Origin of the sequence: Flavobacterium haoranii, from assembly GCF_009363055.1 — a bacterium.
Taxonomy (GTDB): Bacteria; Bacteroidota; Bacteroidia; order Flavobacteriales; family Flavobacteriaceae; genus Flavobacterium; species Flavobacterium haoranii.
Genome location: NZ_CP045292.1, coordinates 997,642 through 1,024,146, shown reverse-complemented (window position 1 = coordinate 1,024,146; position 26,505 = coordinate 997,642). Strand labels below are relative to the sequence as shown.

The following is a 26,505-nucleotide window of genomic DNA, read 5'->3' as shown; positions in this document are numbered from 1 at the left end:
GGTCGGTTTAAATTGTTGGCAACGTTTTGTGGCTTAAATTAGTGGCGTTGTGTTTACCTAAGCCATTCCAAATATACACAAACTTTAGAAAATTCGGAGAATTTTCGGAACAAACACAAACCAAGCCATTGATTTAAACCGCTGTTAGCAACAGTTTTTATTCTTGCTTGTTCAAATAATCAATTAGTGAATTATATAAAGGATACATAGTTCCCTGGTCTGTCCAACCGTCCCACATTAAATTTACATAAATTTCATTTTGATAAATAAAATCAGCTTTGCTTGGGTCATAAATAGATATTCCAGTGTATAAAGAAGTATTGTTGTTAGTTTCTTTTCTTTCTTTTGTAAAGTGAAGTATTACAAAAGAACCATAATGATTATAAGCGTTTTTTAAACCAATTCTATCAGAAACACTTGGAATTTTATCTTCTAAATTTTTAGAAATAATATCTTTTTGAAATTCTTCAAACGTCATTATTTTGTCAAAAAAATTCAAATTTTTAACCATCTCAAGTGTGTACTCATCGTTTGGAACAATTATTAATTTTTTTAGAATGTCTTTACTAATTTTTTCTTCTTTAATCACTGTTACAGCTTTGTTTTTTTTAGCTGGAAAGTATCCAGTTTTACTATCTATTTTAGATGTTTTGTTAAAAGTTCCACACGAAATAGAAGTAGAGAAGCATATCAAAATGGTAAGTAATTTAATAGATTTCATTTAGTATTTCTTAAAATTGTTGCTAACGGTCGCGGCTTACACTTCGGCGCAAACCTTATGGTAAAGATAGCAAAAATTCCGATTAGAAAAAATTCGGGAAGAATTTTTTCGGCAAAAATGCGCGAACTAAGCGCTGAGTGTAAACTGTTGTTGTAATTTCGGTGTTTTTAAGCGCAAAGAAATTCCGTAAAGTTTTTCAAAATTCGGTTCAGAAAGTAAATTCTGTGCTTAGTTTGGTAAATTTCGAAGCAAAGAAAATCAATTCAGATTTCGCGAAACTTTCGACGCAAAGTTCGGCAAAATTCTGCGGAAAGTTATTCGGCAAACATTTGGTTTAAAAATAGAGTAGAAGTTTCGTTATTCCGCAAAGTTTACACGTTCCAACAACACTGAATTACAACGGTCTCGTATAACCGTCAGTTACGGGTTTATATGCGTTTATTTTCGGTTTGACACTGACTTTAGCAATTCCGAGTGGATTCGGACGTAGTCGAATCCGCCGTAATTGCGGTTATACATTGTTGCCAACAGTTTTTTTATTCGGTTATCCATATTGTCAATGCCAATCCAGTTTCGGAATCAAAATTCAACATTGCTGGGTTTTTTCGGTCAGACCAATTCCGATGCCAATACCCAAATTCAATATCCTCAATGTCTTTTGAGAAAAGGATTTATTTCCGTCATCATCTTTTCCGTAACAGCTATGAATTCCGTTTGTCAGTTTTTGAATTAGGTCAATTTCTTCTTGTCCGATTGCAATTGCCTCATTCGTGAAAATGAAGTTTTTATTTGGTAGTCCCTCGAAAGTTTTTATGTCAATAACGTCAAAAAGTCCGCATTCAAATTCATATTCTTCGATGAAACTTTTTGAAAAAGTCCGAACTGTTTGTCCGTCAAATTCAGTCGGTTCGCCTTGCTCATAAAATTCGGCGTTTGGGGAATTGTCAAAATCCAATTCAAAAAGCGTTTTTAAACTTTTTTCGGATGATTTATTAAAGTCAAATATTCCCATTGATTTTGGTCGGTTTAAATTGTTGGCAACGTGTTTGGCTATGGTTTCGTTGCGTGAAAATCCGCGAGGATTTTCCGCCGTAAAACGAAGATAGCAAATTTGCGAGGACTTTCCGATTAGGAAAGTCAGAAGCAATGAACTATAGCCGGTGTTGTGTTTTAGTTGTTTTTTCAGATTGTTCAATTCAGATTTCGGTTCTAATATTCATTTGAGTTAAGAACGATGTCAGTTACGTGATTTTTATCTTTATCATAAAATCTATAAACTAATTTAGCATTATATTTTTTGAAATATTCAGCTTGATTTTGGTTTTGCAGATTTTTCTTGAATTCAGGCTTAAATAAATCCTCAAAAGCCTGTGTGTCAATATCAGATTTGCTGTCATTCAGAAGTGTGTAATTTTGTCTTAAAACATTCTTTTCAGGCGAAGTGACACTATCAAGTCTTGTATTTGAGTCAAAAGTAAATGGACAGTCTTTATTCATAATTTCGGCTCTTTCCGCAATAGTGTTTTCATTGCTCAAAGTCAGCTCTTTTTTAGACTTGAATAATCTTGAACCGAAGTTCACAGCAATTACCATTATTGCAACAGTAATAGCTGTTCCAATTAAACTCTTTTTTTTCTTTTGTTCCATTTTATATTAATTAAGTTTTTTCGACAATTAAACACAACGGTCTCGTATAACCGTCAGTTACGGTTTTAAAGTTAATAATTTTCGGTTAAGAATTGGCGTTAGCAATTCCGAGTGGATTCGGACGTAGTCGAATCCGCCGTAATTGCGGTTATACATTGTTGCCATTAGTTTTTTTCTTCCGCTAAACATTTTTCTATACCTAATTTAGCATTCTCAAATTCTGGAATATATCTTTCCTTAAAACTCATTTTTGGTTTCCTCTTGTCTACTTCTATTTCAAAATCCTCAAACTCTGGTAAGTCAAATTCGTAAAATGGTTTACCGTTAAATTTTGGCATATTCTCTAAATATTCTATTGCTCTAAAACAATTATTTGGAAATCTGGTGGTAGCATAAGATGTTAGTTGATTTCCAACGTGTCTCATTGCCGTTAAAAAAAGGATTGCTTTTTCTGTATCGTTATCAAGGTTTAGGTTCTCAAGGTCAATATTAGTGTCAGATAAATTCATTGGTTTTTGTTTGTTCAAAACGTCAATGAAAATAGAGCTATAATAAAATGCCAAAAGTTCATTTCTTTCGGGTAATTTTTTTAAAGAATTCTCTACAACTTTTTTGGTTAATTCCTTTTTTAATCCAACGTGAGGTTCATTAAATGAATTCCATTTAAGTTTTGTGTTCAAATAATTGGCAACAAGTGTATTATCAGTCGGTTTCTTCAAGAATTGGTTTGAAGTAATTGCATTTTCTCTTTTACTCAGTTCCGAAAAAAATGCCTTTGTTTCATTTAGGTCAGTAGAGTCAAACTTTGAGTCCGATGAAGTTCCATTATTTTCCCAAATTGAAATTATATATTCAGGAATAATTTCGTTGTATTCAACACTTTTATTTTGTCCGAATACTGAATTTATTGAAAGGAATAATATTGTAAGAATTGAAATTTTCATTGTTTGGGTTAAAATTGATGGCAACGGTTGGTATAAGAGTAGTAGCGGATAAAAGATACCTGCTTTTCGGAAAGAAAGGTACTTAATTAAATGTAAAAACGGTTTGAGTATTCACCCAAACCGCTATTACTTTTATACATTGTTAGCAAACGTATTTAGTTTCTCTAGAACCTATTTAATTAGTGGTTTAACTCTCCATATATCAGAGAAAGTTAAATCTTTTGGATTGATAACAGTATCGTCTGGTGTTTTAGCACCTGCATTTGATGAAAAATAAATAAATCCATCTATACCCCAAAAGGGTTGAATTTCAGATGAATTACCACCTGTTAACTGAGAAACACCTCTTGTTGAAGTATTCATAACAAATAGATGATTGAATTCATTGTCTTTTGAAGAAATAAAAGCGATGTATTTACCGTCAGGCGAATAAACTCCGTTGAAAGAATTATATTCTCCAACAGTTATTTGCGTACTTTGAAAACTATCGAGACTTAATTCAAACAATTGTGAATAATCCCCAGAATTTTTTGAATATATAATTTTTTCTCCATTTGGATGCCAAATAGGATTTTCTCCATCTGATAAAACTGTAAAATCACTTCCATCTTTATTAACAAGACAGATACTATTAGTCCCTTGTAATTTAGTTGTTAAAAGTATTCTGTCACCTTTTGGAGATAATTTTGGTGAATTATCATAATCCCCATATGCATTTTGACCAATATATTTTATGCCTAACTTATTTATATTACTCGTAACTATTACAGGTTTTGAAGCCCAGTAGGTAAAAATAATATCTTCGGAATTATTCATCCAAGAAGCTCCATCAGTACCATCTCCAATTAAAGGTGTAAAACCAGGAGTTTTTAAATTATTTTTTAATCTAATACTAAATTTTTTAGACCCTATTTTAGAATCATCCCTTATAGCATAAAGTAATTTTTCTCCATTTGGCGATAAGCAAGGTTGGTATTCACCAACAACATCATTTGTAATTCTAACAAGTTCTTTAGCGTTAGCTGTTACTTGTGGGGCTGATAGTTTGTTGTATTCAACCTCTTTTTTAAGTACTGAGCAAGATGTTAAAGAAAAGATTACAACGAGAGTTAAATAAGTTTTTTTCATTTTTGTTGTTTTATTAATACATTTTTTTATTTGTTTCTACTTTTTTTGGCGTTAGCTCTTCAGCCTTAAGAGGCTTATATATCGCTCCAGTTGCAAAGTCTACAGCAAGTGATGGCCAAAACAACAGAATATCAGCAATTAAGGCCCCAACGCGGACTTTCCGTTGTTGTTCACCTGCTTTTGGTTTTGTTTTTTGGTGTTCTGTTACTCTTCCTCCGAAAAGAGTAGCACAACTTGTTAGCATTATTGAAACTAATCCAATAACAATAAGATTTTTCATTTTTTTCATTTTTTAAAATTTACAATATTAGTCACTCTTTTTTAATTCTGTTTTGGATAAAATATCGTGTAAACCATTTTTTGTTATCAAATAGGATAAAAAGTCAATTGGTATTAATCTTGATATTGTTCTAATAAAAATTCTTGTAAAATTTGGATTTTCATCGTTATCTGTATTTACAACTTTAGTTTTTGTAATCATCTTTCCAATTGTTTGACCATAAATCAATTCTAAAATAAAATAATATAGATAATAAAATAAAATCATTAAATATTTTAATTTATGTTTTTCAAAATAAATATTCATAATCTTTGAAAAGATAAGAACAAATATATAAAATATTAATAAGTCAATTAAAAAATTGTAAAACCTTGTTCTTTTCTTTATAATTTTTTGTGACATATGTTTGCTAACGGTCTAGTATAAGAATAGTAGCGGATTTTCACGCACTAACTTTTCGGTTAACACAGACCTTTTTTATATTTACTTACTTTCGGTTTAGCGACTAAACCGCTATTATTTTTATACATTGTTGGCAATAGTTATTTTCCTGATTTCTCTTTTCAAGTTCTATTACTAATTCAATTGCTTTGTCTTTTTTGTTTTTTAAATCATTTGTTAGTTGGTCTAAAAACTCATCTTTATTTGTTGAATATTCCAATGGATAATCTGCGGAAATTCCCACATTTTCATAATTTTTGCCATTTAAATCTTGATAAACTTCATTAGATAACTCGTATTCCCAACCGTTCGGAAGTTCTTTATCTAAAGTCGAAGAAAAAATTCCCTCGGTTGTCGAGCCAATTCTTTTGAAATTGGAATTAGCTAAAGATGCTAAAACAAGAATTTCAGAAGCACTTGCTGTTAGATGGCTTGTTAGTAAATATACATTTCCACTAAAATGATTCTCTGACGGAATAATTTTAAATTTTTGAGGATTTGCAAATCCTTTTTCTATTCTTGCTTTCTTTGTGTAAGCCAATTTTTCTTTATTTGAAAAGTGGTTTAAAATGTTAAGTGCAACAGCATCTTTTCCGCCACCATTAAAACGCAAATCTAAAATATAGCTTTTTGCCTGTGGCAAGTTTTTAATAATTGAATTCAATATTTTGTCGATTCCGTCAACTTCGTCTTGTCTTTGTATTTCATCTTTTCTGTTCTCTGCTTTTTCCCAATATTGACCATAGAAATTTCTTAAATCTAAATCTTTCTCCAAGTCATAATCCGCTAACATTAGCATAGAATTGATTTGAATGTAGCCTACGTTTTCTTCGATAAGTCCGTAACGAACCATTCCTGCATTGTAATTGCGTAAACTGTCAACATAAAATTCTGCAATTTCTTTGTTGAGATTAAATTCGTCCAATTTAGAATACTTTTCTTCTTGTTCTTCTATTTGATTTTTAAACTCGTTTTCAATTTTTTCAGGCACTTCCATTTTGACGTGTCCATCATTTAGAAGTTCAATCATTTGCCTAAAGATTGTGTAAAGCTCTAAATCAGTCGTGTTCTCGTTTACTTTAGGTTCGTATTTTTTATAGATTTCGTTCCAATCAATATTTTTAATATCAAAAGATGCATAATGTTCATTGAAAGTGTCCCAAAACACTTGAAAGTTAATTTTTGGGTCGTGATTTAATTCGCTCGCAGTTTTACAGAGATTTGGCAATTTATCTAATCTCGTAAATAACCAATCATCATTTCCGTGTTGAATTGTTAATGTATCTTTAGAATATTTTTTGACTTTTCCAAAATCTAAAATATGTTCTTTAAAGGATAAATTACAATCTTGCTTTGAAATATTATAAACGCTTATAAGTGTGTCGTTCAATTCGATAATATTCCCATATCCAATTTGTTTCCAAATTCCGTCTGGTTTTGGTTTTTCTTTCGATACTTTTTCATTGCACGAACACAGAATAAAAAATAATGTAAAGACTGATAAAAATTTAATGTTTTTCATTCTGTTTTTTGGTTTGTTGTATTATACTGATATAGGTTGACCTTTTTTAGGTTTCCATTTGGTCGGAACATTGACAACTTTTTTCAAAAATTCCCTTCGGGTTTTAAAAAAGTTGCCAACATTCCGAGGTTATTGCTAAATTGTTAATTTAGGTAAATTTACTTTATTTTTTCGATATGATTTGTATCTGATATTTGGATTTAAATGCACCTCTGCTGGTTTTCTTAAGTCCAGGCTAAAATGGGTCCTTAGATTGTTGTAAATAGCAACAGCTTGCTTTGTCATTTTCTGCGCTAAATCCGTATTTTTGATTGTTTGTTTAAGTCCATATTCGTATTTGAGTGTTCTGTTAATACGTTCAGCTACAGCATTTTCGTAAGGATCGTATTGTTCGGTCATACTTATTGTAATGCCGTTGTTTTCAGCAAACTCGGTGTATTTAGGGTTGCAATATTGAAACCCTCTATCTGAGTGATGGATGAGCTTTTTACTGGGATATCTCCTGTTTTTAACAGCCATAGCGAGTGCCTTTGTGCAAAGTGATGTTCTCATATGGTTGTCCAGGTTATAGCCCATAATTTGCTTTGAATAAGCGTCCGTTACCAATGCTAGGTAATTATGGCCGTTTTCTGTTTTAATATAGGTGATATCACTTACCCAGAGCTGTTCCGGCCTTGTAGGTACTTGGTCTTTTACTAAGTTTTTATATTTTTTAAACATATGATTTGAGTTTGTTGTTGTGATGTAGTTTTTTGATTTGGGCACTAATAGGTTTTGTAGCCTTAAAAAGTGGTAAAACTTATCTCTGCCTATTTTGATATCAGCGTTTATAAAGTCTTGTTTAAGAGCATTGTAAAGCTTTGTCCCACCCGTTTTGGAGCCTACTTTTTTACGGTAGTCCTTGACCATTGTGATTAGTTTTTGATGGTCTATTTGTTGCTTTTGTTGGGTCTTGAGTCGTTTGTAGAAGGCTTGTTTGCTAATCCCAAAACATTGATAGAGCCATTTTCTTTTAAACGGTTTTTCTTCTTTAGCGCTATCTCTTTTGCTAATGTTTTGGGCAATGAGTTTTTTGACATATCCACGCCTGTAATAAGTTCCATATCAGCGATAATATCTTGTTGGAAGTCTTTTACAAACTCCAGTTCTTCAATGCGTTCCCTTAGTTTTTTAATCTCATCGTTTTTACTCATACCAGTGTTTTGTTGCACTAAGGTACTGTATTTTTTTAACCAATAGGTAATGGTGGTTCTGGGAACATCGTACTTCTTGGAAGCAGAGTTTGTAGAAATCTGCCCGTTTAAGATTTGATCAACGACTAAAAGTTTAGTCTCTAAGGTTGCTTTTTGGTAGCTTTTTTTTAGCCAGTGTTCTTTTTTTGTTTTCATAAGTGACTGTAATTAAATGATTAATTTTTAGTCAACCTATTTCAGGAAAGTACATGTTTTTAATTATTGCCAACGGTTTTGTATATGAAAAGTTGCGTATAAATAAACGGAAACTTTTCGGTTTAGTACTGACATTTAAAATACAAAAACCTCTTTGAATTAAGCACTTACAAGCAATTTTTTATATACGTTGTTGTACACTGGCTTTAACTCAAAATATAAATTAATGAAAAAATTGAAATAAAAATCCACAATATCAGTGCTAACACAATAGGTTTCATTCCAGTAGATTTCAAATCTTTTATAGAAATGGTTGAGCCTACTAAAAACAAAGTTATTATTAATAAACGTTTAGCCATCAATACAATAAAGTTAGTAGCTGTTTCAGGTAAAATATGGTAGCTATTAATTATTATTGCAATAATAAATAAAACTATAAAGTAAGGGATTTTTATTCTTTCTCCCTTTGTTTTGAATAAAAACATTGAAAAAATGGATAAAGGGATAATCCACAAAGTTCTAGATAGTTTTACTGTTGTTGCAATTCTCAATGCTTCGTCTCCATAACCTAGTGCAGCTCCAACTACTGAACTTGTATCGTGTATAGCAATTGCACACCATAAACCGAATTGTTCTTGCGTTAAATTTAAAAAATGTCCAATTGCTGGAAACACGAACAACGCAATAGAATTTAGTAGAAAAACAATACCTAAAGCAATACTTATCGTTTTGCTTTTAGCTTTAATAACTGGAGAAATTGCAGCAATGGCACTTCCGCCACAAATTGCTGTTCCAGAAGTGATTAGATGACCTAGTTTTAAATCTAATTTTAGAAGTCTTGTTATTAGCAAACCTAGCGTTACAGTTAAAAGTATTGAAAAAATAGTTAAACTTAATCCCTCTTTACTTGTTTCTAAAGTTTCTTTAATAAACATTCCAAATCCTAACCCAACAACCGAAATTTTTAAAAAATAATGGATTGCTTTATGGCTGGATTCTTTAAACGGATTATTGAAAATAATGGTATATACAAAACCAAGTAACAATGCTGTGGGACTGTTTATTACACCTAAAAGTGCAATAATAATTATAAGGAAGTAAACAGTTTTGGAAAATATATCTTTCATATCATTTCGTGTTATTTGATACAAAAGTAGATCGAATTAATAACTTATAAGCAAATTAATTTGTTATCATAGATAACTAAAGGTTATGATTAAGTCGAATAAATTTTTCAAATTTTTCCAAAGAACTTGAAAGGTAACCTGTTCTTTTTACAAAATAAAACCATCTTTCAATACTCAAGCCTTGTATGTCAATTACCTTGAGGTTGTTATTTATTAAATCATCATTAATAGCATTGATTGAAAGAAGTGCAAAATCGTTAGAGTTGTTTAAATAATTTTTAATAGCTTCTGTACTGTTCAATGTTACTACACAATTTAGTTTTGAGATTTTATTTTCAACTAAAAAACTGTCTATTACTTCTCTAGTTCCAGAGCCTTTTTCACGTTCAATTATGGGAATTTTTTGTAGCGTTTTTATATCAATACTTCCTTTTTTAAATGAAGAATTATTAATATTTGTTATTAAAACAATTTCGTCCTTTATAAATTTTTCAAAATGTAGTTTTGGGTTAGAAAAATTCCCTTCTGTAATTCCAAAATCGATTTCCTCATTTAAAATTAAATTTTCAATATTTTCTGAATTATCACTAATTATATCAAACTTTGTTTGAGGGAATTGCATTCTAAACTTCGCAATTACTTTAGGGATGACATAATTGGATAAGGTTGTACTTACTCCAAAATTTATTAATTCTGGAAAGGTTTCATTTTTATGTAGAAATTGCTCATCCATTTCAGAATAGATAGCTAATATTTTATTTACATATATGAGGAACGATTTTCCTTCTATTGTTAATTCAATGGAGTTCCTTTTTCTAACAAAAAATGTTGTTTCGTATTCTTGTTCTAAATTTTTAATTGCTTTGGATATGGCAGGTTGTGAAATATATAATTGCTCGGCAGCTTTTGTGAAACTTAAGTGTTTAGCAACAGTTTTGAATATGTGTAACTTTGTTTTCATTAGCTTGTGTACAACGGTCTCGTATAACCGTCAGTTACGGGTTAATATGAGTTAATTTTCGGTTTAGCACTGACGTTAGCAATTCCGAGTGGATTCGGACGTAGTCGAATCCGCCGTAATTGCGGTTATACATTGTTGTACAATGTTTTTTATTCAATTTTTTGCCAAGTTTCATAAAAATATTCGCCATTTTCTGGGTTTTCGCCGCTAACTCCTTCATCAACATAAAATCCTTTGAGTTTTAGAGTATTGTCATTTAATTCTTCAATATAATATTTTACTACATAATCAGTATTTGGCTCATAACCTCCATTTGGTTCTATTTCTGTTAAGATATTTCCGTTAATCGAAAAGGTATTGTTTGTTGTGCCTGAGTTTTGGCAACTATTTCCATACTTATAATTAAAGTCTAATGTCAAATTTGAATTAAAATCTTTTGTTTGTAATGAAAAACAAGGTTCATCATTTTCTTCAACTTCTTGTATATTATTAAAATAATTGTCGTGGTAATCAATTATTTTCCAACTACCTACAATATTGTCGTTAGTGTAGTTTGGCGTTGAGTCATCATCTGATGAACATGACAAAGTTAAAATTCCCGTCGTAAATAAAAATATTGCTTTTTTCATAATCTTTGGTTAAATGTTGTACAACGTTTTGGCGCTTGGCGAAGAAGCGGATTTCGAAGCACTAAACTGTCTGCCAGCACTGAACTTAATACGAAGCACAAAGCTTCATTTAAGCACTGAACCCGCTTTTTTGCCAAACGCCTGTTATGGGCTGGGCTTCTTTTCAGTCCGCTTGTCCCCATAGTGTCCATTTATTATTTGATTTGTCGAAACGATATAATTGCTTTGTTAAAAGTCGTTCACCGTCCTTGAATATTTCTGTCACAAAATTTTTAAGAGAATTTATTTTCTCTTTGTCATTTTCTGGCACCATCATTATCAAGTCTTTTGCTGGAACTGCAACAATTAAATTGTCTTTAATTTGGTCAGCACACCACTCCCAAATCCCTGTCAATGTCAAAGAGCCAGTTTCGTGGTCTCCACCCGCAATTAAGCCGTGTCCACCAAAACCTGTTTCATTAAAAGTAAATTCAACATCTCTGTCCAGATTTGTTGTTGCAGTTTCGTGAAGGTCTTCAATTGAAATATTTTGAGGCAAGTCTCTTTTTAATATTAGGCTGAATTGTTCACCTTCATCAACTGCGTAAAAGATTGCCAAGTTTCCAAGCCAATTTTGCATAACTGGTTGTTCTTCGTCTTTAAGTTCAATTTCCCGTGTCGAATTAGGAACTTCTTCGTCAGGCTCGTAAACGACCTTTATCCAAGGATATATTTTGTCTTTTGTTTCGTCAAAATTCATATTGCTGTCATTGTCGTTTGTGTCGTATTAGCCTTGCCCATAACGTTTTGGCGCTTGGCGAAGAAGCGGATTTCGAAGCACTAAACTGTCTGCCAGCACTGAACTTAATACGAAGCACAAAGCTTCATTTAAGCACTGAACCCGCTTTTTTGCCAAACGCCTGTTATGGGCTGGGCTTCTTTTCAGTCCGCTTGTCCCCATAGTGTCCATTTATTATTTGATTTGTCGAAACGATATAATTGCTTTGTTAAAAGTCGTTCACCGTCCTTGAATATTTCTGTCACAAAATTTTTAAGAGAATTTATTTTCTCTTTGTCATTTTCTGGCACCATCATTATCAAGTCTTTTGCTGGAACTGCAACAATTAAATTGTCTTTAATTTGGTCAGCACACCACTCCCAAATCCCTGTCAATGTCAAAGAGCCAGTTTCGTGGTCTCCACCCGCAATTAAGCCGTGTCCACCAAAACCTGTTTCATTAAAAGTAAATTCAACATCTCTGTCCAGATTTGTTGTTGCAGTTTCGTGAAGGTCTTCAATTGAAATATTTTGAGGCAAGTCTCTTTTTAATATTAGGCTGAATTGTTCACCTTCATCAACTGCGTAAAAGATTGCCAAGTTTCCAAGCCAATTTTGCATAACTGGTTGTTCTTCGTCTTTAAGTTCAATTTCCCGTGTCGAATTAGGAACTTCTTCGTCAGGCTCGTAAACGACCTTTATCCAAGGATATATTTTGTCTTTTGTTTCGTCAAAATTCATATTGCTGTCATTGTCGTTTGTGTCGTATTAGCCTTGCCCATAACGGAAAAGGGCTTTGCGAGGTGCGGACTACTGCAACCGAAAGTGGAGAGGAGAACCAATCTCTAGCAAAAACTTTTTCCATTTTTTAAAATTACGAAAAAACTAAAAAATGGAAAAGTTGTTTGCGGGTATTTTCTACAAATTTTCTGAGATTTACTTCAACCCCGCATCTTGCAAAACCCATGTTATCTGCAGGCATTTTTTAGTGTGTTGAAGATTTAGAGAAAAAGTTCATAACAAAAACACCTGCAACAATTAAAATAATTCCAATAATTGCTGGTAAATCCAAAGATTGTTTAAAGATAATTACTGAAATCAATGCAGTTAAGACAATTCCTAAACCTCCCCAAATCGCATAAGCAATTCCTAAAGGTATTAATTTTAATGCTTGAGAAAGGAAGAAAAAGCAAGCAATATATGCTATTATTGTTATTGTCGTGGGTAAAAGTTTTGAAAATCCGTCAGATGCTTTCATAAAACTTGAACCTAAAACTTCAAGAACAATCGCTAATGCTAAATATAAATATTTCATTGTTTGTTATTACTTTTTGTTAAGATAAAATTACTATAATTTAAATTCTTAGATAGTTTTTTTGTGAAATTCCTTCTATGAAATGGGTTCGGATATGCTTGCAGATAACGGTTTCGGGCTTTGCGTTCGGGCGGGTTTCGGAGTGCAAAACTGTCAACTAGCACTGCACTTGAATAGTAGCACAAAGTTTGAAGTTTGCACGTCACCCCGCCTGACGCAAAACCCGTGTTATAGCCAGTGGTTCTTACTATTTTTAATATGCTTTTGCTAATGAGGTGAAAATTGTCCACCAGTCTGCCTTACCTTCTTTCTTTCCAAGTCTCACTATAATTAAGTCTTTTGATGGGTTCACATAAACAAATTGTCCTAAAATACCTTCCGCCATAAAATCTTCATTTGGTTTCGGCAACCACCATTGATATTGATAAAAGTTTACACTTCCTTCGGATGTGTCGAGTTTTGTAGATTCTTCAACCCATTTTTGAGATACAATTTGTTTTCCGTTCCAGTTGCCTTTGTTTTTATATAGTCGTCCTATTTTGGCAAAGTCTCTTGCTCTTGCGTTTAAACAGCAAAATGTTTTCTCAAGTCCATTCTTTTTTCTGTCAATGCTCCAAGATGCGTCATATTCCATTTCAAGAGGTGTCCATATTTTTTCTTGCAAGTATGAAGTGATTGTTTTTTCTTTTAATGAACGTTCTAAAACTAAACCTAAAAGTTGTGTGTTACCACTTACGTATTCAAACTTTTTACCAGGTTCAGTTTTTAGCTTCATTTTTCCTATTTCTTTTCTAAGATTAAGTCCATAATAAAATGAAGCTGCATCGCCAAATGGGTTTACATAGCTTTCATTAAACTTAATTCCAGATGTCATTTGCAAAAGGTGTTTAATAGTCACTTTGTCAAATCCGTTTTTTTTCAATTCGGGAATATAGTTTGTAATCGGCTCGTCAACAGACTTTATTAAGCCTTCATCAATGGCACAACCAATCAAAATTGATGTAACAGATTTTGCCATCGAGAAAGAAGGAACAATACTTTCTTTATCATAACCTTTGAAATATTTTTCATATTGGATTGTGTCGTTTTTAATAATTATAAAAGCGACTGTTTTATTATCTTCCAGATATTTGTCAAAAGGTATATTATTTAACTCTTTTGGAAATTTACCTTTGTTTGTGGTTTGAAAATGGAAAGACGATGCATTAGCAGTTAGTGGTCTTGACTGAAATTTTTTATGGTCTTTTATGTCAGCAAAGTTGTAAAAAACAAAGCGTCCTAATTGACAAGAAGTCAATAATATTGAAGTAATAATCATTAAAAGACCTAATCTAATTTGTCTAAATTGTTGTCCCATATTTGTCATTTTTGTTTGCGGTTCTGATGTCATACCATTGGCTATAACGTTTTGCGTGTATGAGAAGTAGCGGACTTAAAAGCACTTCACTTTCAGTTTGGTACAAAAGTTCATAAAAAGCACTTACCTTTGATATACCACTAAACCCGCTATTTTTCATACACGCTGTTGTGTGCTGGCTTTCTTCTTCCGTCTGTTTTATAGAATTGCATTTTACTTCTTTATTGTCTCTGAAAATCTGATTGCTATTGATGTCGCTATGATAAAATTGTTGTCTGTCAAAGCGGTTTTAGTCTCAAAAATTTGGTCTCTGCTGTTTAACCAACGTCCTTCAAGTCTGCAAATAATGTTTTCTGTCGGTGAGTAGTCAAAGTTTAATGAAAGTCCTGTTGTTTTAAATCCGTTTGGTGTGCCTGTTGAGATGATGATTCCTGTTTCGTCTTGGTAATATTCTGCTCTAATTGCGGTTTTCCAAGTCTTGTTTATGGAAAAATTCCCAATAAGAACTGGACTAAACCAAAGGTCGTAAACTGCACTATTCTTGGCTCTCTGTTGTGTCCCAATGTCAAAACCTGCGATTAAGCCAAATTTGTCTGTGAATTGAAACTGTCCGTAAAAATTGTTGAAATAACGCATTCTCCTTGTCGTGTCTGGGTCGTCTGTGCCAATGAACGTACTCCAATTAAAAGTTACTTTTTCTGTCGGACTAAAATTTATTTGAGTGCCAAATGAGGGTAAAGAATTTCCTTCAAGTCGCTGGATACGTTGCCAACCGTTAACAATTAATCCTGCTATTTCCAATTTGTCGTTTGGGTTGTAGGTTAATTTTGCTCCTGATAAAAAATAAGGGGAGTTTTCAGCCAATATAGAACGTGTCATTGTCAAATTGTCGGTGGAAATAGCACTTTCAAAACCAATGTATGAGGCAAAAACTCCTGCATCTATCCAAAGATTATTTTTCTTGTTAAGCGATAAACCAACGTTTGCTTCAAAGATATTTTTCAATAGTCCGGGTTCGGCTGAATAGTTGTCGTTTGAATATGTACCTGTTTGTAAAGCCAAATTTGCCCGATATTTTGAATGTTCCAAGCCAAGTTTTACAAATCCTAAATTCAGGTTAAACTCGTTATGTCGGTTGTGATTAAATAGAAATGGTTGTCTTTCTGTGCCTTGTGGTTGGTTGAAATCATAAACATAAAACACATCTAAAAAACCTGAAACATTCAAATTTGGTTTTTGATGCCAAATGCTGTCATTTTGAGCCAGAACAATGTTGCTCACACAGGCAAAAAGTAATATCAAATAACTTCTTACTTGCATTGATGAAATGGGTTTGAACAATTACCCTTATGAGCCATAAAACCATAAGAAGAATTTGCGTCTTTGTCTTCCTTGTAAATGATGTATTCGCAGTCATCAATGACAATTACAGACAATTTATTTTCAGGAATATTTTTAATTTCTTGTTCTATCGAACTCTTTTCAAAATTGTCATTCTCTGTTTTATCGTCTGGTAAATTACAAGATGTGAACAAACCCAAAAGCAAGATTATTGTCGCTACTTTCTTCATTATCTCAATTTTTGTTTTAGGAATATTTGCAAATCCTTGTTTGAACCATAGAGAACCAAAATATCGTCTGCTTCAAGTTGATTGTCTGCTGATGCTACACCTTGTATTTGAGTTTCAATTTTGGATTTGCCGACAATGCTTTTCACTTCAACTTTTTTGATGATTGTTAGCACCAATAAATCAAACTCTCTACGAAAACCGACTTCACGGACTGTTTTTCCAATATAGTCGCTCGGAACTTTTGCTTCAATGATGCTGTAATCGTCATTCAGTTCAAATGAATCTACTACATTACTAAGGCAAAGTTTTTTAGCCCACCTTTCGGCTGTTTCTTCTTCGGGGTGTACAATTTCATCTACTCCGATAGCTTGTAAAACTTTTTCGTGTAGTGGATTTATAGCTCGGCTGATTAACCTTTTTACTTCAAAATATTTCAATAGTGCCGTTGCCATAATATTTGCACCTTGGTCTTCTCCAATGGCAACAAGTACAATGTCTGTTTCTTTTAATGGAAGCCCTGAAACGGTAAATTCATCTGTTGCGTCCATACAAATCGTATGTGAAATTTTTTCTTTGAAGGCATCTACTTTTGCCATACTGGAATCAATTCCAATTACTTCGTTTCCTTGTTCGGTGAGTTTTTGAGCCAATGAGGCTCCAAAATTTCCAAGTCCGAATATGATATATTTCATCTTTAAATATTTTTAATTTATTGTGATTTCTTCTTTTGGGTAACTATAGTTTTTATGTTTGATTTTCTTGAATACCGCAATTACCAACGATAACATACTGATACGACCCACAAACATTACTACGATTATTACAAATTTGCTGGCACTGCTCAAATCTCCTGTAATCCCTAAACTTAGCCCAACGGTACTATATGCCGAAAAACACTCAAATGCAATGTCTAATAATTGTTTTTCGGGGTCAAAAATTGATATGAACATTATGGCAAAGCCGATTACAGCTAAAGACAATGAAATTATAGCAAATGCTCTACGCACAGAAATTTCAGCTATTTCACGTCTAAAAATTTCAATTCTTGATTTCCCTTTCGCCAAACTCAAAATATTCAATGTTGCAATTGCAAAAGTACTGGTTTTAATACCACCACCTGTAGATTGGGGCGAAGCCCCTATCCACATTAAAAGAAAAACCATCATCAAAGTTGGAAACGCCATTGCAGCTGTGTCTATAGTGTTAAACCCTGCCGTTCTTGGTGTGGTTGCTCCAAAAAGTGCCGTAACTACTTTTCCAAATCCACTGTGTTCGGCTAAGGTGTTGTTGTATTCAAGAAAATAGAAAACTATAAAAGCGACTAATGAAATGGAAAGGGTTGTAATTAATGTAATTCGACTGTTTAAGTTTAGCACCCAAGGTCTGTATTTGCTTTTGCGTGGCGAAAACAGGGTTATTATTTTGTATTTTAAGAATTTAAGAATGTTTACAACAATTGGGAAGCCCAAACCGCCTAAGACAAACGTCAAAATGACAACCAATTGCAGATAATAATTAAAGCGAAAACCTGTATCATATAAACTATCGTTCAATGTGGAAAAACCCGCATTGCAAAAGGCGGAAATTGAGTGAAAAGCGGAAAAGAAAAGTTGGTCAGATTGCGAAGCAAAATTACTGGAGTCAATACTCGTGTAAATCAAAGCTCCTGAAAAAAACTCTATTCCAAATGTAATGAGAATAATGTATTTCAAGGTTGAGAATACTTCTCCCAATTTTCTTGAACTGGTCATATCACTTAATGCCAATTGGTTTTCGTAGGTTGTGCCACCTTTAAAGAAATAGCTGAAATAACTCGCAAAAGTCAAAATTCCCAATCCACCTACTTGTATCAAAATCATTATGATGGTCTGACCGAACAATGTAAAATGTGTGCCTGTGTCAACTACCACTAATCCTGTAACACATACTGCACTTGTTGAAGTAAATAATGCGTCCAAGTAAGAAATGCCGTCATAAGTGGCATTGGGTAAAATCAATAAGAATGAGCCTATAAGTATGATAACCAAAAAACTCAGTATGAAAAGTTGGGCAGGATTTAGAAAAGTTCTATTGAAATTTATTTTGAGTTCTGAAAATTCTCGTATGAACGTGAATAGCACCGCAATTTTTACCCAAATGGGATTTTCAAGTATCAAGTCTGTTTCAAACGGCACGCCAACAAACAGATACATATAATACAGCCACATTGTAAACCCAACGGATATAAGGTCGAAAATAAACGCCTTTCGTTTAAATAATTTTCTGTCCTGTATGTATCGGGCAAAAGTTGAAATCAAGCCAATTCCAAGTACAACAAAGTAAAACGTGTCTAAAAGTCGTTGAGAAAAGTCGTTTTGATAAAATCCAAAGTCCGATATAATAGCAATCAGTCCTATCAGACTAATCCAAAATGCAATTCTATAAAACAGTTTTAAGTTCAAATTCATTTATTCTCTTATTTCTCTTTCTGTCGGTTTATGCTCTCGGTGTCGGTTGTCTAAGCTTGCACACAACTAGTAAATATGTTCAAATATATATAACTTTTTTTAAATTACGAATCTATTTTTTTATTTATTTCCACAATTTTATCAAGCGGACTCATAATTTTATCTCGCGCCTCATTTCTTACATGTGTGTAAACCATTGTAGTTTTTATATCGTTGTGTCCCAGTAATAGTTGAATATATCTTATATCAGTTCCACTTTCAAGTAAATGTGTGGCAAAACTATGCCGTAAACTATGAACCGATCCTTTTTTATTCAATCCTGCTTTCTGCATCGCATTTCGCATAACAGTTTGTACCGTCGTTGTACTGTAGGGTTCGCCTGCAAATTGTCCTTCAAAAACATAAGTGCCTTTTTTGTAAAGCTTCGAATAATTAGTCAAAAACTGCGAAATAGAGTAGGGCAACATCACCATTCTATCTTTTTTACCTTTGGCATTTTTAATATGTATTTTTTGCTCTTCAAAATAAATATCTTCCCATTTTAAATTTACAATTTCACTAACTCTCAGTCCAGAACCATATCCTACAAGCAATAACAATTTGTGTTTAGGGTTATCTACCACTCTAAAAATTTGTAAACATTCTTCCATTGTAAAAACAACAGGTAATTTCTTTTCTTTTTTTGGTCTTGGCAATACAAATTGTACATCGTGTCGCTTCAAAATGTATTTGTAATAAAAATGTAATGCATTTACTAGCGAATGCCCACTTGTTGCCGATAATCCTTGTAACATTAAGTCGCCCAAATGCTTAACAATTTGTTTTTGTTCCAAATTTTCGGGTCTTTCAAAATCAAAATGTCTTAAGAACTGGATAAACGCTTGCGTATAGGTTTTTAAAGTCGATTCGCTATAATTCATGGCTAGTAACATATCCACATATTCCGAAATCAAAGCTTCTGCTTTAAACGGAACAACTTCTAATAATTGGGTTTTCGCTTTTTCTAGGAAATAACGTTTTCTATTAGGTAAATGTTGCTTTTTTAAATAATTATTGGGCAACTGATTGTCAATCGAAATGCCGTAAACTTCAAAATGTATCGCTAATGTTTCCAAAATTTGTGGAGCAGCGGGTAATAAAAAACAACCAAAAGGTTTGCTAAATTTCACCATCGAAAAACGTTTAATTTGCTCTCTCAATGCAAAATGTTGTGGTACATAAACTTGCATCCACTGAAAATCTTCAGGATGAATTTTTAGTACCAATGTTCCTTCAAGATTATGCTGTTCTTTAAAATAAAAATTATCAGGCAACAAACCTTCTTGTTCAAATAAAGCTTCAATTTTTTCTTTAACAAGCGGAACTCTCTTTGCAAAGAAAACTTTTTGTGTTTTATTCCAAAAAACTCCTTTTATTTTTAAAATTTCAGGAGTAAATACATCGTGATAATGCATTTTAAAAACCCAATATTTCCCAACTGGTTCTAATACTTTAAATCGAAGTTTTTCAGCCCAATTTAATTTAGGCTTATGTTCAGGTTTAATCGCACGCGATTCTAACTGAAATTTGTTTTGAGAAACTATGGGTGGAAGCTCACGAACGTTACTGTCGGCCACCGTTTCATTTGAAGTACTTATTTCTAAAGTTATATGCTGAAAGGCTTTCTTGAATTTTTGGTACCAAATTTTATCATAAGGAAAATACCAACAATTTAACGATCTACTGTAAGTTGCACCAAATGCTTTTACAGCTTGAACCAAATCAGATTCATAACTAAAGAACAAACCAATATGATAGGCATTGCGATGCCAAATCTTTTCTAGGCGAATAATCATAATAAAAAGGCGTATAAATAATACATCAAATATAAATAATTATTCGTAATTAAACAATTTATTTATCCATAAAACTAATGTTGGAACAACGATTAAAAGCCGTTTTCTAATAGTGACACTTCGACTGACTCGGGGCAATCTCTAATGCTAATGACAAAATGTATACATAGTCAGGCTGAGCTTGTCGAAGCCTTTATAATTATAAAGTGATAAATGAATTAAATAATTAATAATGAGCAATAAAGAAAAAAAGAGTTACAAGTTTACAAAAACTCATAACTCTTAATTTTTATAATTGGTAATTCTAATTTTTACTTATCGATACTAGCCCAAACAGCTTCGGGTACTAATTTTTTAATTTCGCCACCATTTCTTAAAACATCTCGCACAATACTAGATGAAATAAATGAAGTTCTAGCAGCTGTTAATAGGAAAACGGTTTCAATTTGAGACAAACTTCTGTTGGTATGTGCAATTGCTTTTTCAAATTCAAAATCAGCAGGATTTCGTAAACCTCTTAATATAAAATCAGCTTTTTCTTTTTTACATAAATCAATAGTTAATCCTGTATAAGTAATTACTCGCACTTTGGGTTCATCTTTAAATGCTTCTTCTATAAAACGTTTTCTTTCTTCTAAAGAAAACATGTATTTTTTTTCGGCATTAACACCAATAGCAACTATAACTTCATCAAATAAAGAAGCGCCTCTTTTTATAATATCATAATGGCCATTTGTAATAGGATCAAACGAACCTGGAAATATTGCTTTTCTTGTCATTATTTGCTTAAATTTTCAATCATTTTAGTAATAGTAAAAGTACTATATTCTTCATTAGCAAGCAAATATTGCCCTTTTTGGTTAATTACCATAACGCCTGTACAAGTAGATAAATCATTAAAATAATGCTTTAAAAAATAATGTCCTACATCTTCATAGTGTGTTTTTTTATCTAAAATTGGTTTAGCATATTGCACATCGGCATATAAAAATACATTTCGGCAATTTGTTAAATCCATTTTAGCAAAAGCTGGTTTTTCATATTGGTTGTATGCGTTTACTAAATCGTCATAAATATCATAATTACAAGCATGGCGCATGCCTTTAAAATTCACAATTAAGAACTTTTCTTTGTTCCAATTGTAAGTTTCTTTTATAGTTGCCAATTGATTTTGCGGAATTTCTAATTTTACTTGTTCTTTTTTAATAGAATTTGTTTCGTTTGCTTTTCCTTTTTCTAAAATTTTAACTTGAGCTATTGCAAATTGAGTCACAAAACTTAAAACAAATGCGAAATAGTAAATTGATTTTTTCATGTAGATTTTTTATTTTTTTAGGGCTAATTCAATGGCGTTTCCAAAAAGTTCAGGTAAAGTTATACCGGCAGCTTTTGCTTGTTGAGGTAAAATACTTTCTGCAGTCATTCCTGGAACTGTATTCATTTCTAACATATGAGGTTCTCCGTTTACAATAATGAATTCACTTCTCGAAAAACCTTTCATTTTTAAAACTTCGTAAGCTTTTTTAGCAGCTTTTTCTACTTTAATTCTAGTCTCATCAGAAATCCTAGCTGGAGTAATTTCTTGAGATTTTCCTAAGTATTTGGCTTCATAATCAAAGAAATCATTTTCTGAAACAATTTCTGTCATGGGTAATACTTTTGTTTCTCCTTTAAAATTGATAACACCAACAGAAACTTCGGTTCCATCTAAGAAACTTTCAATGATTATTTCATTATCTTCTTTGTAAGCATTTTCAATTGCAGGTAATAATTCTTCAAATGTTTTTACTTTTGAAATTCCAAAACTAGACCCCGATTTATTTGGTTTTACAAAACAAGGTAAACCTACTTTTTCAATAATTTGATTTGCATCAATAGGATCTCCTAAATTGAGATAGAAAGAAGTGGCTGTTTTTATGCCATAAGGTTTCAATACCGAAAGTAAATCACGTTTATTAAAAGTTAAAGCAGCTTGATAATAGTCACAAGATGTTTGCGGAATTCCTAATAACTCAAAATAAGCTTGTAATAATCCGTCTTCTCCGGGCGTTCCGTGAATAGCATTAAAAACAACGTCAAAAGTTATTTTTGAACCGTTCACTTCAACAGAAAAATCATTTTTATTAATAGTAAATTCTTCATTGCTATCGTTGACATAAACCCATTTTTCGGGTAAAATATGGACACGAAAAACACGATAATTGTTTTGGTCTAAATGCTGATAAACAACATTTCCACTTTTTAAGGAAATTTGATACTCACTCGAGTAACCCCCCATTACAATAGCAACATTTGTCATTAAAATACGTTATTAAATAAAAACAAAATTACATTATTTATTGATAACTATAAATGTTATCTTTGCCAAAACACTAGTTTATGAGTTTACGTAAATTTTTAACCAGCAAAACCTTTTTTATACAACTGGCAATAGCTCTAGTTAGTTTGTTGATTTTAAGTTTTTTATTATTGAAATTTTTAGATTTTAGAACCAATCATGGTGAAGAAATTGAAGTACCCGATTTGTCTAAAATGCAAGTTCAAGCAGCTATAGAAAAAATAGATGAACTAGGATTAGAACTAATTTTATTAGATACTGTAGATTTTAGAAAAGACATGCCTCCTTTTTCTATAGTCGAGCAAGATCCAAAAGCTGCAATCAAAGTTAAAGATGGTAGAAAGATTTATGTTAAAGTAAATGCTGGAGAATTTATGGATGTTACACTACCTGCTTTAAAAGATAAAACATTTAGACAAGTTAGTGCAAATATTAAAGCGCTTGGACTAAATGAAGGTAAAATTACTTACAAAGAACATATTGCTAAAGATGTAGTACTAGAAGTGTCTCAAAACGGAAAACGCTTAAAAGCTGGAGATAAAGTAAAAAAGAACTCTACGCTTGATTTTGTTTTGGGCGACGGAAAAGAATTATACAGCGCAGATACTTTTGAAGAAGAAAGTTCAACCCCAACACAACCTGAAACGGAAACACCTGTAGAAGATGCTGCACAATAGTATTGAAGAATTAGACGAAGAATTATATGAACACCATCGTTTTGAAGTAACAAAAGGGCAACAGCCTCTTCGTGTAGATAAATTTTTAATGAATCTTATTGAAAATGCTACACGTAGTAAAATTCAAAAAGCTGCCGATAACGGAAATATTTTAGTAAATGATGTTGCTGTAAAATCTAATTACAAAGTAAAACCTGGTGATGTAGTTCAAATGATGTTGGAACATCCGCCTTATGAACATTTACTTAAAGGCGAAAATATTCCGTTGGATATTGTTTATGAAGATGACCAACTTATTGTTGTAAACAAACCTGCTGGAATGGTGGTGCATCCTGGTCACGGAAATTACAGCGGAACTTTAGTAAATGCTTTGGCTTATCATTTTGATAATTTGCCAATGAATAGTTCTAATCGTCCAGGATTAGTTCATCGAATAGATAAAGATACTTCTGGATTGTTAGTCGTTGCTAAAACGGAATTAGCAATGGATTATTTATCGAAACAATTTGCAGAAAAAACATCTGAAAGAGAATATGTTGCAATAGTTTGGGGAAATTTAGAAGAAGACGAAGGAACAATTGAAGGAAATATAGATCGTCATATAACAAATCGTATGCAAATGGCTGTTTATCCTGATGGAGATAGAGGTAAGCATGCAGTTACACATTATAAAGTTTTAGAACGATTAGGTTATGTTACAGTTATTTCGTGCCAATTAGAAACTGGTAGAACACACCAAATTCGTGTGCACATGAAATTTATTGGACATACTCTTTTTAATGATGAACGTTACGGTGGAAATTTAATCTTAAAAGGAACAACATTTACAAAATACAAGCAATTTGTAGATAATTGTTTTAAAGTTTTACCAAGACAAGCATTACATGCAAGAACTTTAGGTTTTGAACATCCAATAACTAAAGAATTTATGCGTTTTGAATGTGAAATTCCACAAGATATACAAGATTGTATCGAGAAATGGAGAGTATATTCGAAAGCACAACAATTTGAAGAAGAAGATTAAGGCAATTATGATAACTACTGAAACGACACAACTAGAACAGTATTTTCAAAAGTTTAGAGAAGCCATTGTTGGATTAAATGAAACATTTGATTCACCTTATGGTATACAACCAATTATTTATACCGATTGGACGGCAAGTGGTCGTTTATATGAGCCAATTGAAGAAAAAATGCTATATGAATTCGGTCCATTTGTGGCCAATACACACACTGAAACTTCTGTAACAGGTACTGCAATGACTATGGCTTATCACAAAGCACGTCATATTATCAAAAAACATGTAAATGCTAACGATAATGATGTGTTGATTACTGATGGAACTGGAATGACAGGAGTTGTAAATAAGTTACAAAGAATTCTAGGACTTCGTATCGCAGAAAATTTAAAAGATTTTACAGCTATTCCAGAACATATAAAACCAATTGTGTTTATTTCGCACATGGAACATCATTCTAATCAAACTTCTTGGTTAGAAACAATTGCAGATGTTGAGGTGGTTCCTGCAAATGATGAAGGGTTATTTTGCTTGGAAAATTTTAGAAATCTTGTCGAAAAATATAAAGACCGACCTTTTAAAATAGCTTCTATTACTTCTTGTTCTAACGTAACCGGAATTAAAACGCCTTATTATGAAGTGGCTAAAATTATGCATCAAAATAAAGGTGTGTGTTTTGTAGATTTTGCTTGCTCTGGTCCTTATGTAGAGATTAATATGCATCCAGATGATGAAGAAGCTTATTTAGATGCAGTTTTCTTTTCACCTCATAAATTCTTAGGTGGACCCGGAACTTGCGGTGTAATGGTTTTTAATAAAAATTTATATAAAAATAATGTACCCGATTGTCCAGGTGGTGGAACTGTAAAATGGACAAATCCTTGGGGTCAACATAAATACATCGACAATATTGAAGAGCGTGAAGATGGTGGAACTCCAGGTTTTTTACAAGTTATAAAAACCGCTTTGGCAATTAAGCTAAAAGAACAAATGGGTGTTCAAAATATTTTGGATCGTGAACATGAACTAGTCGATTATATTTTTAGCAAATTAAGTAATGTTGAAAATATAAATATATTGGCTCCACAACATCAAGATAGGTTAGGAGTGATTTCCTTTTATATTGATGGTTTACATTATAATTTAGGTGTAAAACTACTAAACGATCGTTTTGGAATTCAAACACGTGGCGGTTGTAGTTGCGCAGGAACTTACGGTCATTATTTATTGCATGTAGATCAGGAAACTTCTAATTCTATTGTTTGTCAAATTTCAGATGGTGATTTAGAGAAGAAACCAGGTTGGATTAGAATGTCAATTCATCCTACAACAACTAATAAAGAAATCGAATATGTTTGTAATGCTATTCTTGATTTAGCTTCAAATTTTAAAGAATGGAGTAAAGATTATACATATAGTAATAAAACAAATGAATTTACGCACATAAGCCAACAAAATACAATTCAAGAAAAAGTAGATAGTTGGTTCCAATTTTAATAAAAAAAGCTCAGTAATTACTGAGCTTTTTTATGTTTCCAACGTTTGTGTGTCCAAAAGTAATATTCTGGTGCTTCATAAATTTGTTTTTCTACTTCTCTAATGAATTTTTTAGAAACTTCAAATTCAGGTTCAGCTTTTATATTGTCAGTAATAGGAATAAATGTTGCTTCATAATAACCTCTCTTTACCTTGCTTACTTTCATATAAAGAACATTCATATCTAAGCTTCTAGCTAAACTTTCACCACCAGTATGAATAGGTACTTCATGTCCCATAAAAGTGTCCCAATATTTAGCTTTTTGTTTCGCAGGAGTTTGATCACTAATGAAACCATAAACACCAAGAATCCCCTTATGCTGATTCTCTGTTACAGTTTTAGTAGTTGCTCTAGTATCAATTAAAGTAGCTCCAAATTTAGAACGAATATCTCTAACCATTTTATCAAAATATGGATTTCTAATTTTTTTATAAATACCATATCCTTTAAATTTTGTATAAAAACCTAGTGTTGGAGACCATTCCCAGCTGGCATAATGCGCATAAAAAAGAATGATACTTTTGTTTTTATTTTCAAATTCATGGAATAATTCAATATTTTTAAAAACAAAACGTTTTTGAATTTCTTTTTTCGAAATAGACATCGTTTTAATCATTTCCATAAACATATCACACATATGTCTGTAAAACTTCTTTTCAACTTCTAATTGTTCTTTTTTAGAAAGATGAGGTAATGTAAGCTGTATGTTTGATCGAACTGTTTTTTTACGATATCCAATGATATAATAAATTAGAACAAAAATACAATCGGATACAAAGTAAAATATAGGAAATGGCAATATAGAAATTAGCCATAAAAAAGCATAAACTAAATAAAAAGCTATTCGCTGCATGTAATTTTATTT

At 32.2% G+C, this 26,505-nt stretch carries 29 protein-coding genes; 3 read left to right on the top strand and 26 right to left on the bottom strand.

The window, feature by feature from the left end; translation table 11 throughout:
- Positions 1 to 157: 157 nt before the first annotated feature.
- From GCU34_RS05030 to GCU34_RS04910, 25 genes are all read right to left on the bottom strand, one after another.
- Complete coding sequence (locus GCU34_RS05030; protein ID WP_072786025.1) at positions 158 to 721, bottom strand: hypothetical protein; 564 nt, start codon at positions 719 to 721, stop codon at positions 158 to 160.
- A gap of 586 nt (positions 722 to 1,307) precedes the next feature.
- Positions 1,308 to 1,916: a hypothetical protein gene (locus GCU34_RS05025; protein ID WP_152378361.1), complete on the bottom strand. Its 609-nt coding sequence runs from the start codon at positions 1,914 to 1,916 to the stop codon at positions 1,308 to 1,310.
- A 14-nt stretch (positions 1,917 to 1,930) separates the two neighbouring features.
- A complete protein-coding gene (locus tag GCU34_RS05020) occupies positions 1,931 to 2,368 on the bottom strand; it encodes a hypothetical protein (RefSeq protein WP_072783530.1) in 438 nt (145 codons plus the stop codon).
- A gap of 164 nt (positions 2,369 to 2,532) precedes the next feature.
- Positions 2,533 to 3,312: a hypothetical protein gene (locus tag GCU34_RS05015; protein WP_072783532.1), complete on the bottom strand. Its 780-nt coding sequence runs from the start codon at positions 3,310 to 3,312 to the stop codon at positions 2,533 to 2,535.
- Between the two features lie 171 nt (positions 3,313 to 3,483).
- Positions 3,484 to 4,440: a TolB family protein gene (locus tag GCU34_RS05010; RefSeq protein ID WP_072783534.1), complete on the bottom strand. Its 957-nt coding sequence runs from the start codon at positions 4,438 to 4,440 to the stop codon at positions 3,484 to 3,486.
- Positions 4,441 to 4,453: 13 nt separating this feature from the next.
- A complete protein-coding gene (locus tag GCU34_RS05005) occupies positions 4,454 to 4,720 on the bottom strand; it encodes a hypothetical protein (protein WP_218587733.1) in 267 nt (88 codons plus the stop codon).
- Positions 4,721 to 4,747: 27 nt separating this feature from the next.
- Complete coding sequence (locus tag GCU34_RS05000) at positions 4,748 to 5,122, bottom strand: RDD family protein (RefSeq protein WP_072783538.1); 375 nt, start codon at positions 5,120 to 5,122, stop codon at positions 4,748 to 4,750.
- Positions 5,123 to 5,225: 103 nt separating this feature from the next.
- On the bottom strand, positions 5,226 to 6,683 hold the full coding sequence (locus tag GCU34_RS04995; RefSeq protein ID WP_152378360.1) for a S41 family peptidase: 1,458 nt from the start codon (positions 6,681 to 6,683) through the stop codon (positions 5,226 to 5,228).
- A 135-nt stretch (positions 6,684 to 6,818) separates the two neighbouring features.
- The gene (locus tag GCU34_RS04990) at positions 6,819 to 7,667 is read right to left on the bottom strand and encodes an IS3 family transposase (protein ID WP_072783541.1); all 849 of its coding nucleotides are present in this window, start codon (positions 7,665 to 7,667) and stop codon (positions 6,819 to 6,821) included.
- Positions 7,613 to 8,071, bottom strand: a complete 459-nt coding sequence (locus GCU34_RS04985; RefSeq protein WP_072783542.1) for a helix-turn-helix domain-containing protein — start codon at positions 8,069 to 8,071, stop codon at positions 7,613 to 7,615. The genes GCU34_RS04990 and GCU34_RS04985 overlap by 55 nt, the downstream gene beginning before the upstream one ends.
- Positions 8,072 to 8,277: 206 nt before the next feature.
- Positions 8,278 to 9,198, bottom strand: coding sequence for a YeiH family protein (locus tag GCU34_RS04980; RefSeq protein ID WP_072783544.1), 921 nt, complete (start codon positions 9,196 to 9,198; stop codon positions 8,278 to 8,280).
- 76 nt (positions 9,199 to 9,274) lie between these two features.
- Positions 9,275 to 10,159 carry a LysR family transcriptional regulator gene (locus GCU34_RS04975; protein ID WP_072783546.1) on the bottom strand — a complete coding sequence of 295 codons (885 nt, stop codon included), beginning with the start codon at positions 10,157 to 10,159 and terminating at the stop codon, positions 9,275 to 9,277.
- A 149-nt stretch (positions 10,160 to 10,308) separates the two neighbouring features.
- A complete protein-coding gene (locus tag GCU34_RS04970) occupies positions 10,309 to 10,788 on the bottom strand; it encodes a lipocalin family protein (RefSeq protein WP_072783547.1) in 480 nt (159 codons plus the stop codon).
- A gap of 163 nt (positions 10,789 to 10,951) precedes the next feature.
- On the bottom strand, positions 10,952 to 11,527 hold the full coding sequence (locus GCU34_RS04965) for a DUF1444 family protein (protein WP_072783549.1): 576 nt from the start codon (positions 11,525 to 11,527) through the stop codon (positions 10,952 to 10,954).
- A gap of 182 nt (positions 11,528 to 11,709) precedes the next feature.
- The gene (locus tag GCU34_RS04960; RefSeq protein WP_072783549.1) at positions 11,710 to 12,285 is read right to left on the bottom strand and encodes a DUF1444 family protein; all 576 of its coding nucleotides are present in this window, start codon (positions 12,283 to 12,285) and stop codon (positions 11,710 to 11,712) included.
- 244 nt (positions 12,286 to 12,529) lie between these two features.
- A complete protein-coding gene (locus GCU34_RS04955) occupies positions 12,530 to 12,859 on the bottom strand; it encodes a DMT family transporter (protein WP_072783550.1) in 330 nt (109 codons plus the stop codon).
- 253 nt (positions 12,860 to 13,112) lie between these two features.
- A complete protein-coding gene (locus GCU34_RS04950; RefSeq protein WP_143146214.1) occupies positions 13,113 to 14,216 on the bottom strand; it encodes a serine hydrolase domain-containing protein in 1,104 nt (367 codons plus the stop codon).
- Between the two features lie 213 nt (positions 14,217 to 14,429).
- Positions 14,430 to 15,536 (bottom strand): porin, encoded by a 1,107-nt coding sequence (locus GCU34_RS04945; protein ID WP_072783552.1) that lies wholly within the window; start codon positions 15,534 to 15,536, stop codon positions 14,430 to 14,432.
- Positions 15,527 to 15,787, bottom strand: coding sequence for a hypothetical protein (locus tag GCU34_RS04940; RefSeq protein ID WP_072783554.1), 261 nt, complete (start codon positions 15,785 to 15,787; stop codon positions 15,527 to 15,529). The genes GCU34_RS04945 and GCU34_RS04940 overlap by 10 nt, the downstream gene beginning before the upstream one ends.
- A complete protein-coding gene (locus GCU34_RS04935) occupies positions 15,787 to 16,479 on the bottom strand; it encodes a potassium channel family protein (RefSeq protein ID WP_072783556.1) in 693 nt (230 codons plus the stop codon). The genes GCU34_RS04940 and GCU34_RS04935 overlap by 1 nt, the downstream gene beginning before the upstream one ends.
- 12 nt (positions 16,480 to 16,491) lie before the next feature.
- The gene (locus GCU34_RS04930) at positions 16,492 to 18,234 is read right to left on the bottom strand and encodes a TrkH family potassium uptake protein (RefSeq protein WP_072783558.1); all 1,743 of its coding nucleotides are present in this window, start codon (positions 18,232 to 18,234) and stop codon (positions 16,492 to 16,494) included.
- Positions 18,235 to 18,338: 104 nt separating this feature from the next.
- Positions 18,339 to 20,069 carry a tyrosine-type recombinase/integrase gene (locus GCU34_RS04925; RefSeq protein ID WP_072783559.1) on the bottom strand — a complete coding sequence of 577 codons (1,731 nt, stop codon included), beginning with the start codon at positions 20,067 to 20,069 and terminating at the stop codon, positions 18,339 to 18,341.
- A gap of 311 nt (positions 20,070 to 20,380) precedes the next feature.
- A complete protein-coding gene (gene coaD / locus GCU34_RS04920) occupies positions 20,381 to 20,848 on the bottom strand; it encodes a pantetheine-phosphate adenylyltransferase (RefSeq protein WP_072783561.1) in 468 nt (155 codons plus the stop codon).
- Positions 20,848 to 21,384, bottom strand: a complete 537-nt coding sequence (locus GCU34_RS04915; protein WP_072783563.1) for a hypothetical protein — start codon at positions 21,382 to 21,384, stop codon at positions 20,848 to 20,850. Before GCU34_RS04915 ends, coaD begins: the two co-directional genes overlap by 1 nt.
- A 9-nt stretch (positions 21,385 to 21,393) precedes the next feature.
- Complete coding sequence (locus GCU34_RS04910) at positions 21,394 to 22,368, bottom strand: D-alanine--D-alanine ligase (protein ID WP_072783564.1); 975 nt, start codon at positions 22,366 to 22,368, stop codon at positions 21,394 to 21,396.
- 80 nt (positions 22,369 to 22,448) lie between these two features.
- Between GCU34_RS04910 and GCU34_RS04905 the strand changes: the two genes are divergently transcribed.
- From GCU34_RS04905 to GCU34_RS04895, 3 genes are read left to right on the top strand one after another with little or no spacing between them, the layout of a single operon-like run.
- Positions 22,449 to 23,084, top strand: a complete 636-nt coding sequence (locus GCU34_RS04905; RefSeq protein WP_072783566.1) for a PASTA domain-containing protein — start codon at positions 22,449 to 22,451, stop codon at positions 23,082 to 23,084.
- Positions 23,071 to 24,108, top strand: a complete 1,038-nt coding sequence (locus GCU34_RS04900) for an RluA family pseudouridine synthase (RefSeq protein ID WP_072783568.1) — start codon at positions 23,071 to 23,073, stop codon at positions 24,106 to 24,108. Before GCU34_RS04905 ends, GCU34_RS04900 begins: the two co-directional genes overlap by 14 nt.
- A 7-nt stretch (positions 24,109 to 24,115) precedes the next feature.
- Positions 24,116 to 25,600, top strand: a complete 1,485-nt coding sequence (locus tag GCU34_RS04895; protein WP_072783570.1) for an aminotransferase class V-fold PLP-dependent enzyme — start codon at positions 24,116 to 24,118, stop codon at positions 25,598 to 25,600.
- Between the two features lie 17 nt (positions 25,601 to 25,617).
- Here GCU34_RS04895 and GCU34_RS04890 read toward each other — a convergent pair whose 3' ends face one another.
- Complete coding sequence (locus GCU34_RS04890) at positions 25,618 to 26,493, bottom strand: lysophospholipid acyltransferase family protein (RefSeq protein ID WP_072783572.1); 876 nt, start codon at positions 26,491 to 26,493, stop codon at positions 25,618 to 25,620.
- Between the last annotated feature and the right edge of the window lie 12 nt (positions 26,494 to 26,505).

Coding starts and splice junctions, on each gene's coding strand:
- GCU34_RS05030 (WP_072786025.1), bottom strand. CDS start 721: ATGAAATCTATTAAATTACTTACCATTTTGATATGCTTCTCTACTTCT.
- GCU34_RS05020 (WP_072783530.1), bottom strand. CDS start 2,368: ATGGAACAAAAGAAAAAAAAGAGTTTAATTGGAACAGCTATTACTGTT.
- GCU34_RS05015 (WP_072783532.1), bottom strand. CDS start 3,312: ATGAAAATTTCAATTCTTACAATATTATTCCTTTCAATAAATTCAGTA.
- GCU34_RS05010 (WP_072783534.1), bottom strand. CDS start 4,440: ATGAAAAAAACTTATTTAACTCTCGTTGTAATCTTTTCTTTAACATCT.
- GCU34_RS05005 (WP_218587733.1), bottom strand. CDS start 4,720: ATGAAAAATCTTATTGTTATTGGATTAGTTTCAATAATGCTAACAAGT.
- GCU34_RS05000 (WP_072783538.1), bottom strand. CDS start 5,122: ATGTCACAAAAAATTATAAAGAAAAGAACAAGGTTTTACAATTTTTTA.
- GCU34_RS04995 (WP_152378360.1), bottom strand. CDS start 6,683: ATGAAAAACATTAAATTTTTATCAGTCTTTACATTATTTTTTATTCTG.
- GCU34_RS04985 (WP_072783542.1), bottom strand. CDS start 8,071: ATGAAAACAAAAAAAGAACACTGGCTAAAAAAAAGCTACCAAAAAGCA.
- GCU34_RS04980 (WP_072783544.1), bottom strand. CDS start 9,198: ATGAAAGATATATTTTCCAAAACTGTTTACTTCCTTATAATTATTATT.
- GCU34_RS04975 (WP_072783546.1), bottom strand. CDS start 10,159: ATGAAAACAAAGTTACACATATTCAAAACTGTTGCTAAACACTTAAGT.
- GCU34_RS04970 (WP_072783547.1), bottom strand. CDS start 10,788: ATGAAAAAAGCAATATTTTTATTTACGACGGGAATTTTAACTTTGTCA.
- GCU34_RS04965 (WP_072783549.1), bottom strand. CDS start 11,527: ATGAATTTTGACGAAACAAAAGACAAAATATATCCTTGGATAAAGGTC.
- GCU34_RS04960 (WP_072783549.1), bottom strand. CDS start 12,285: ATGAATTTTGACGAAACAAAAGACAAAATATATCCTTGGATAAAGGTC.
- GCU34_RS04955 (WP_072783550.1), bottom strand. CDS start 12,859: ATGAAATATTTATATTTAGCATTAGCGATTGTTCTTGAAGTTTTAGGT.
- GCU34_RS04950 (WP_143146214.1), bottom strand. CDS start 14,216: ATGGGACAACAATTTAGACAAATTAGATTAGGTCTTTTAATGATTATT.
- GCU34_RS04945 (WP_072783552.1), bottom strand. CDS start 15,536: ATGCAAGTAAGAAGTTATTTGATATTACTTTTTGCCTGTGTGAGCAAC.
- GCU34_RS04940 (WP_072783554.1), bottom strand. CDS start 15,787: ATGAAGAAAGTAGCGACAATAATCTTGCTTTTGGGTTTGTTCACATCT.
- GCU34_RS04935 (WP_072783556.1), bottom strand. CDS start 16,479: ATGAAATATATCATATTCGGACTTGGAAATTTTGGAGCCTCATTGGCT.
- GCU34_RS04930 (WP_072783558.1), bottom strand. CDS start 18,234: ATGAATTTGAACTTAAAACTGTTTTATAGAATTGCATTTTGGATTAGT.
- GCU34_RS04925 (WP_072783559.1), bottom strand. CDS start 20,069: ATGATTATTCGCCTAGAAAAGATTTGGCATCGCAATGCCTATCATATT.
- coaD (WP_072783561.1), bottom strand. CDS start 20,848: ATGACAAGAAAAGCAATATTTCCAGGTTCGTTTGATCCTATTACAAAT.
- GCU34_RS04915 (WP_072783563.1), bottom strand. CDS start 21,384: ATGAAAAAATCAATTTACTATTTCGCATTTGTTTTAAGTTTTGTGACT.
- GCU34_RS04910 (WP_072783564.1), bottom strand. CDS start 22,368: ATGACAAATGTTGCTATTGTAATGGGGGGTTACTCGAGTGAGTATCAA.
- GCU34_RS04905 (WP_072783566.1), top strand. CDS start 22,449: ATGAGTTTACGTAAATTTTTAACCAGCAAAACCTTTTTTATACAACTG.
- GCU34_RS04900 (WP_072783568.1), top strand. CDS start 23,071: ATGCTGCACAATAGTATTGAAGAATTAGACGAAGAATTATATGAACAC.
- GCU34_RS04895 (WP_072783570.1), top strand. CDS start 24,116: ATGATAACTACTGAAACGACACAACTAGAACAGTATTTTCAAAAGTTT.
- GCU34_RS04890 (WP_072783572.1), bottom strand. CDS start 26,493: ATGCAGCGAATAGCTTTTTATTTAGTTTATGCTTTTTTATGGCTAATT.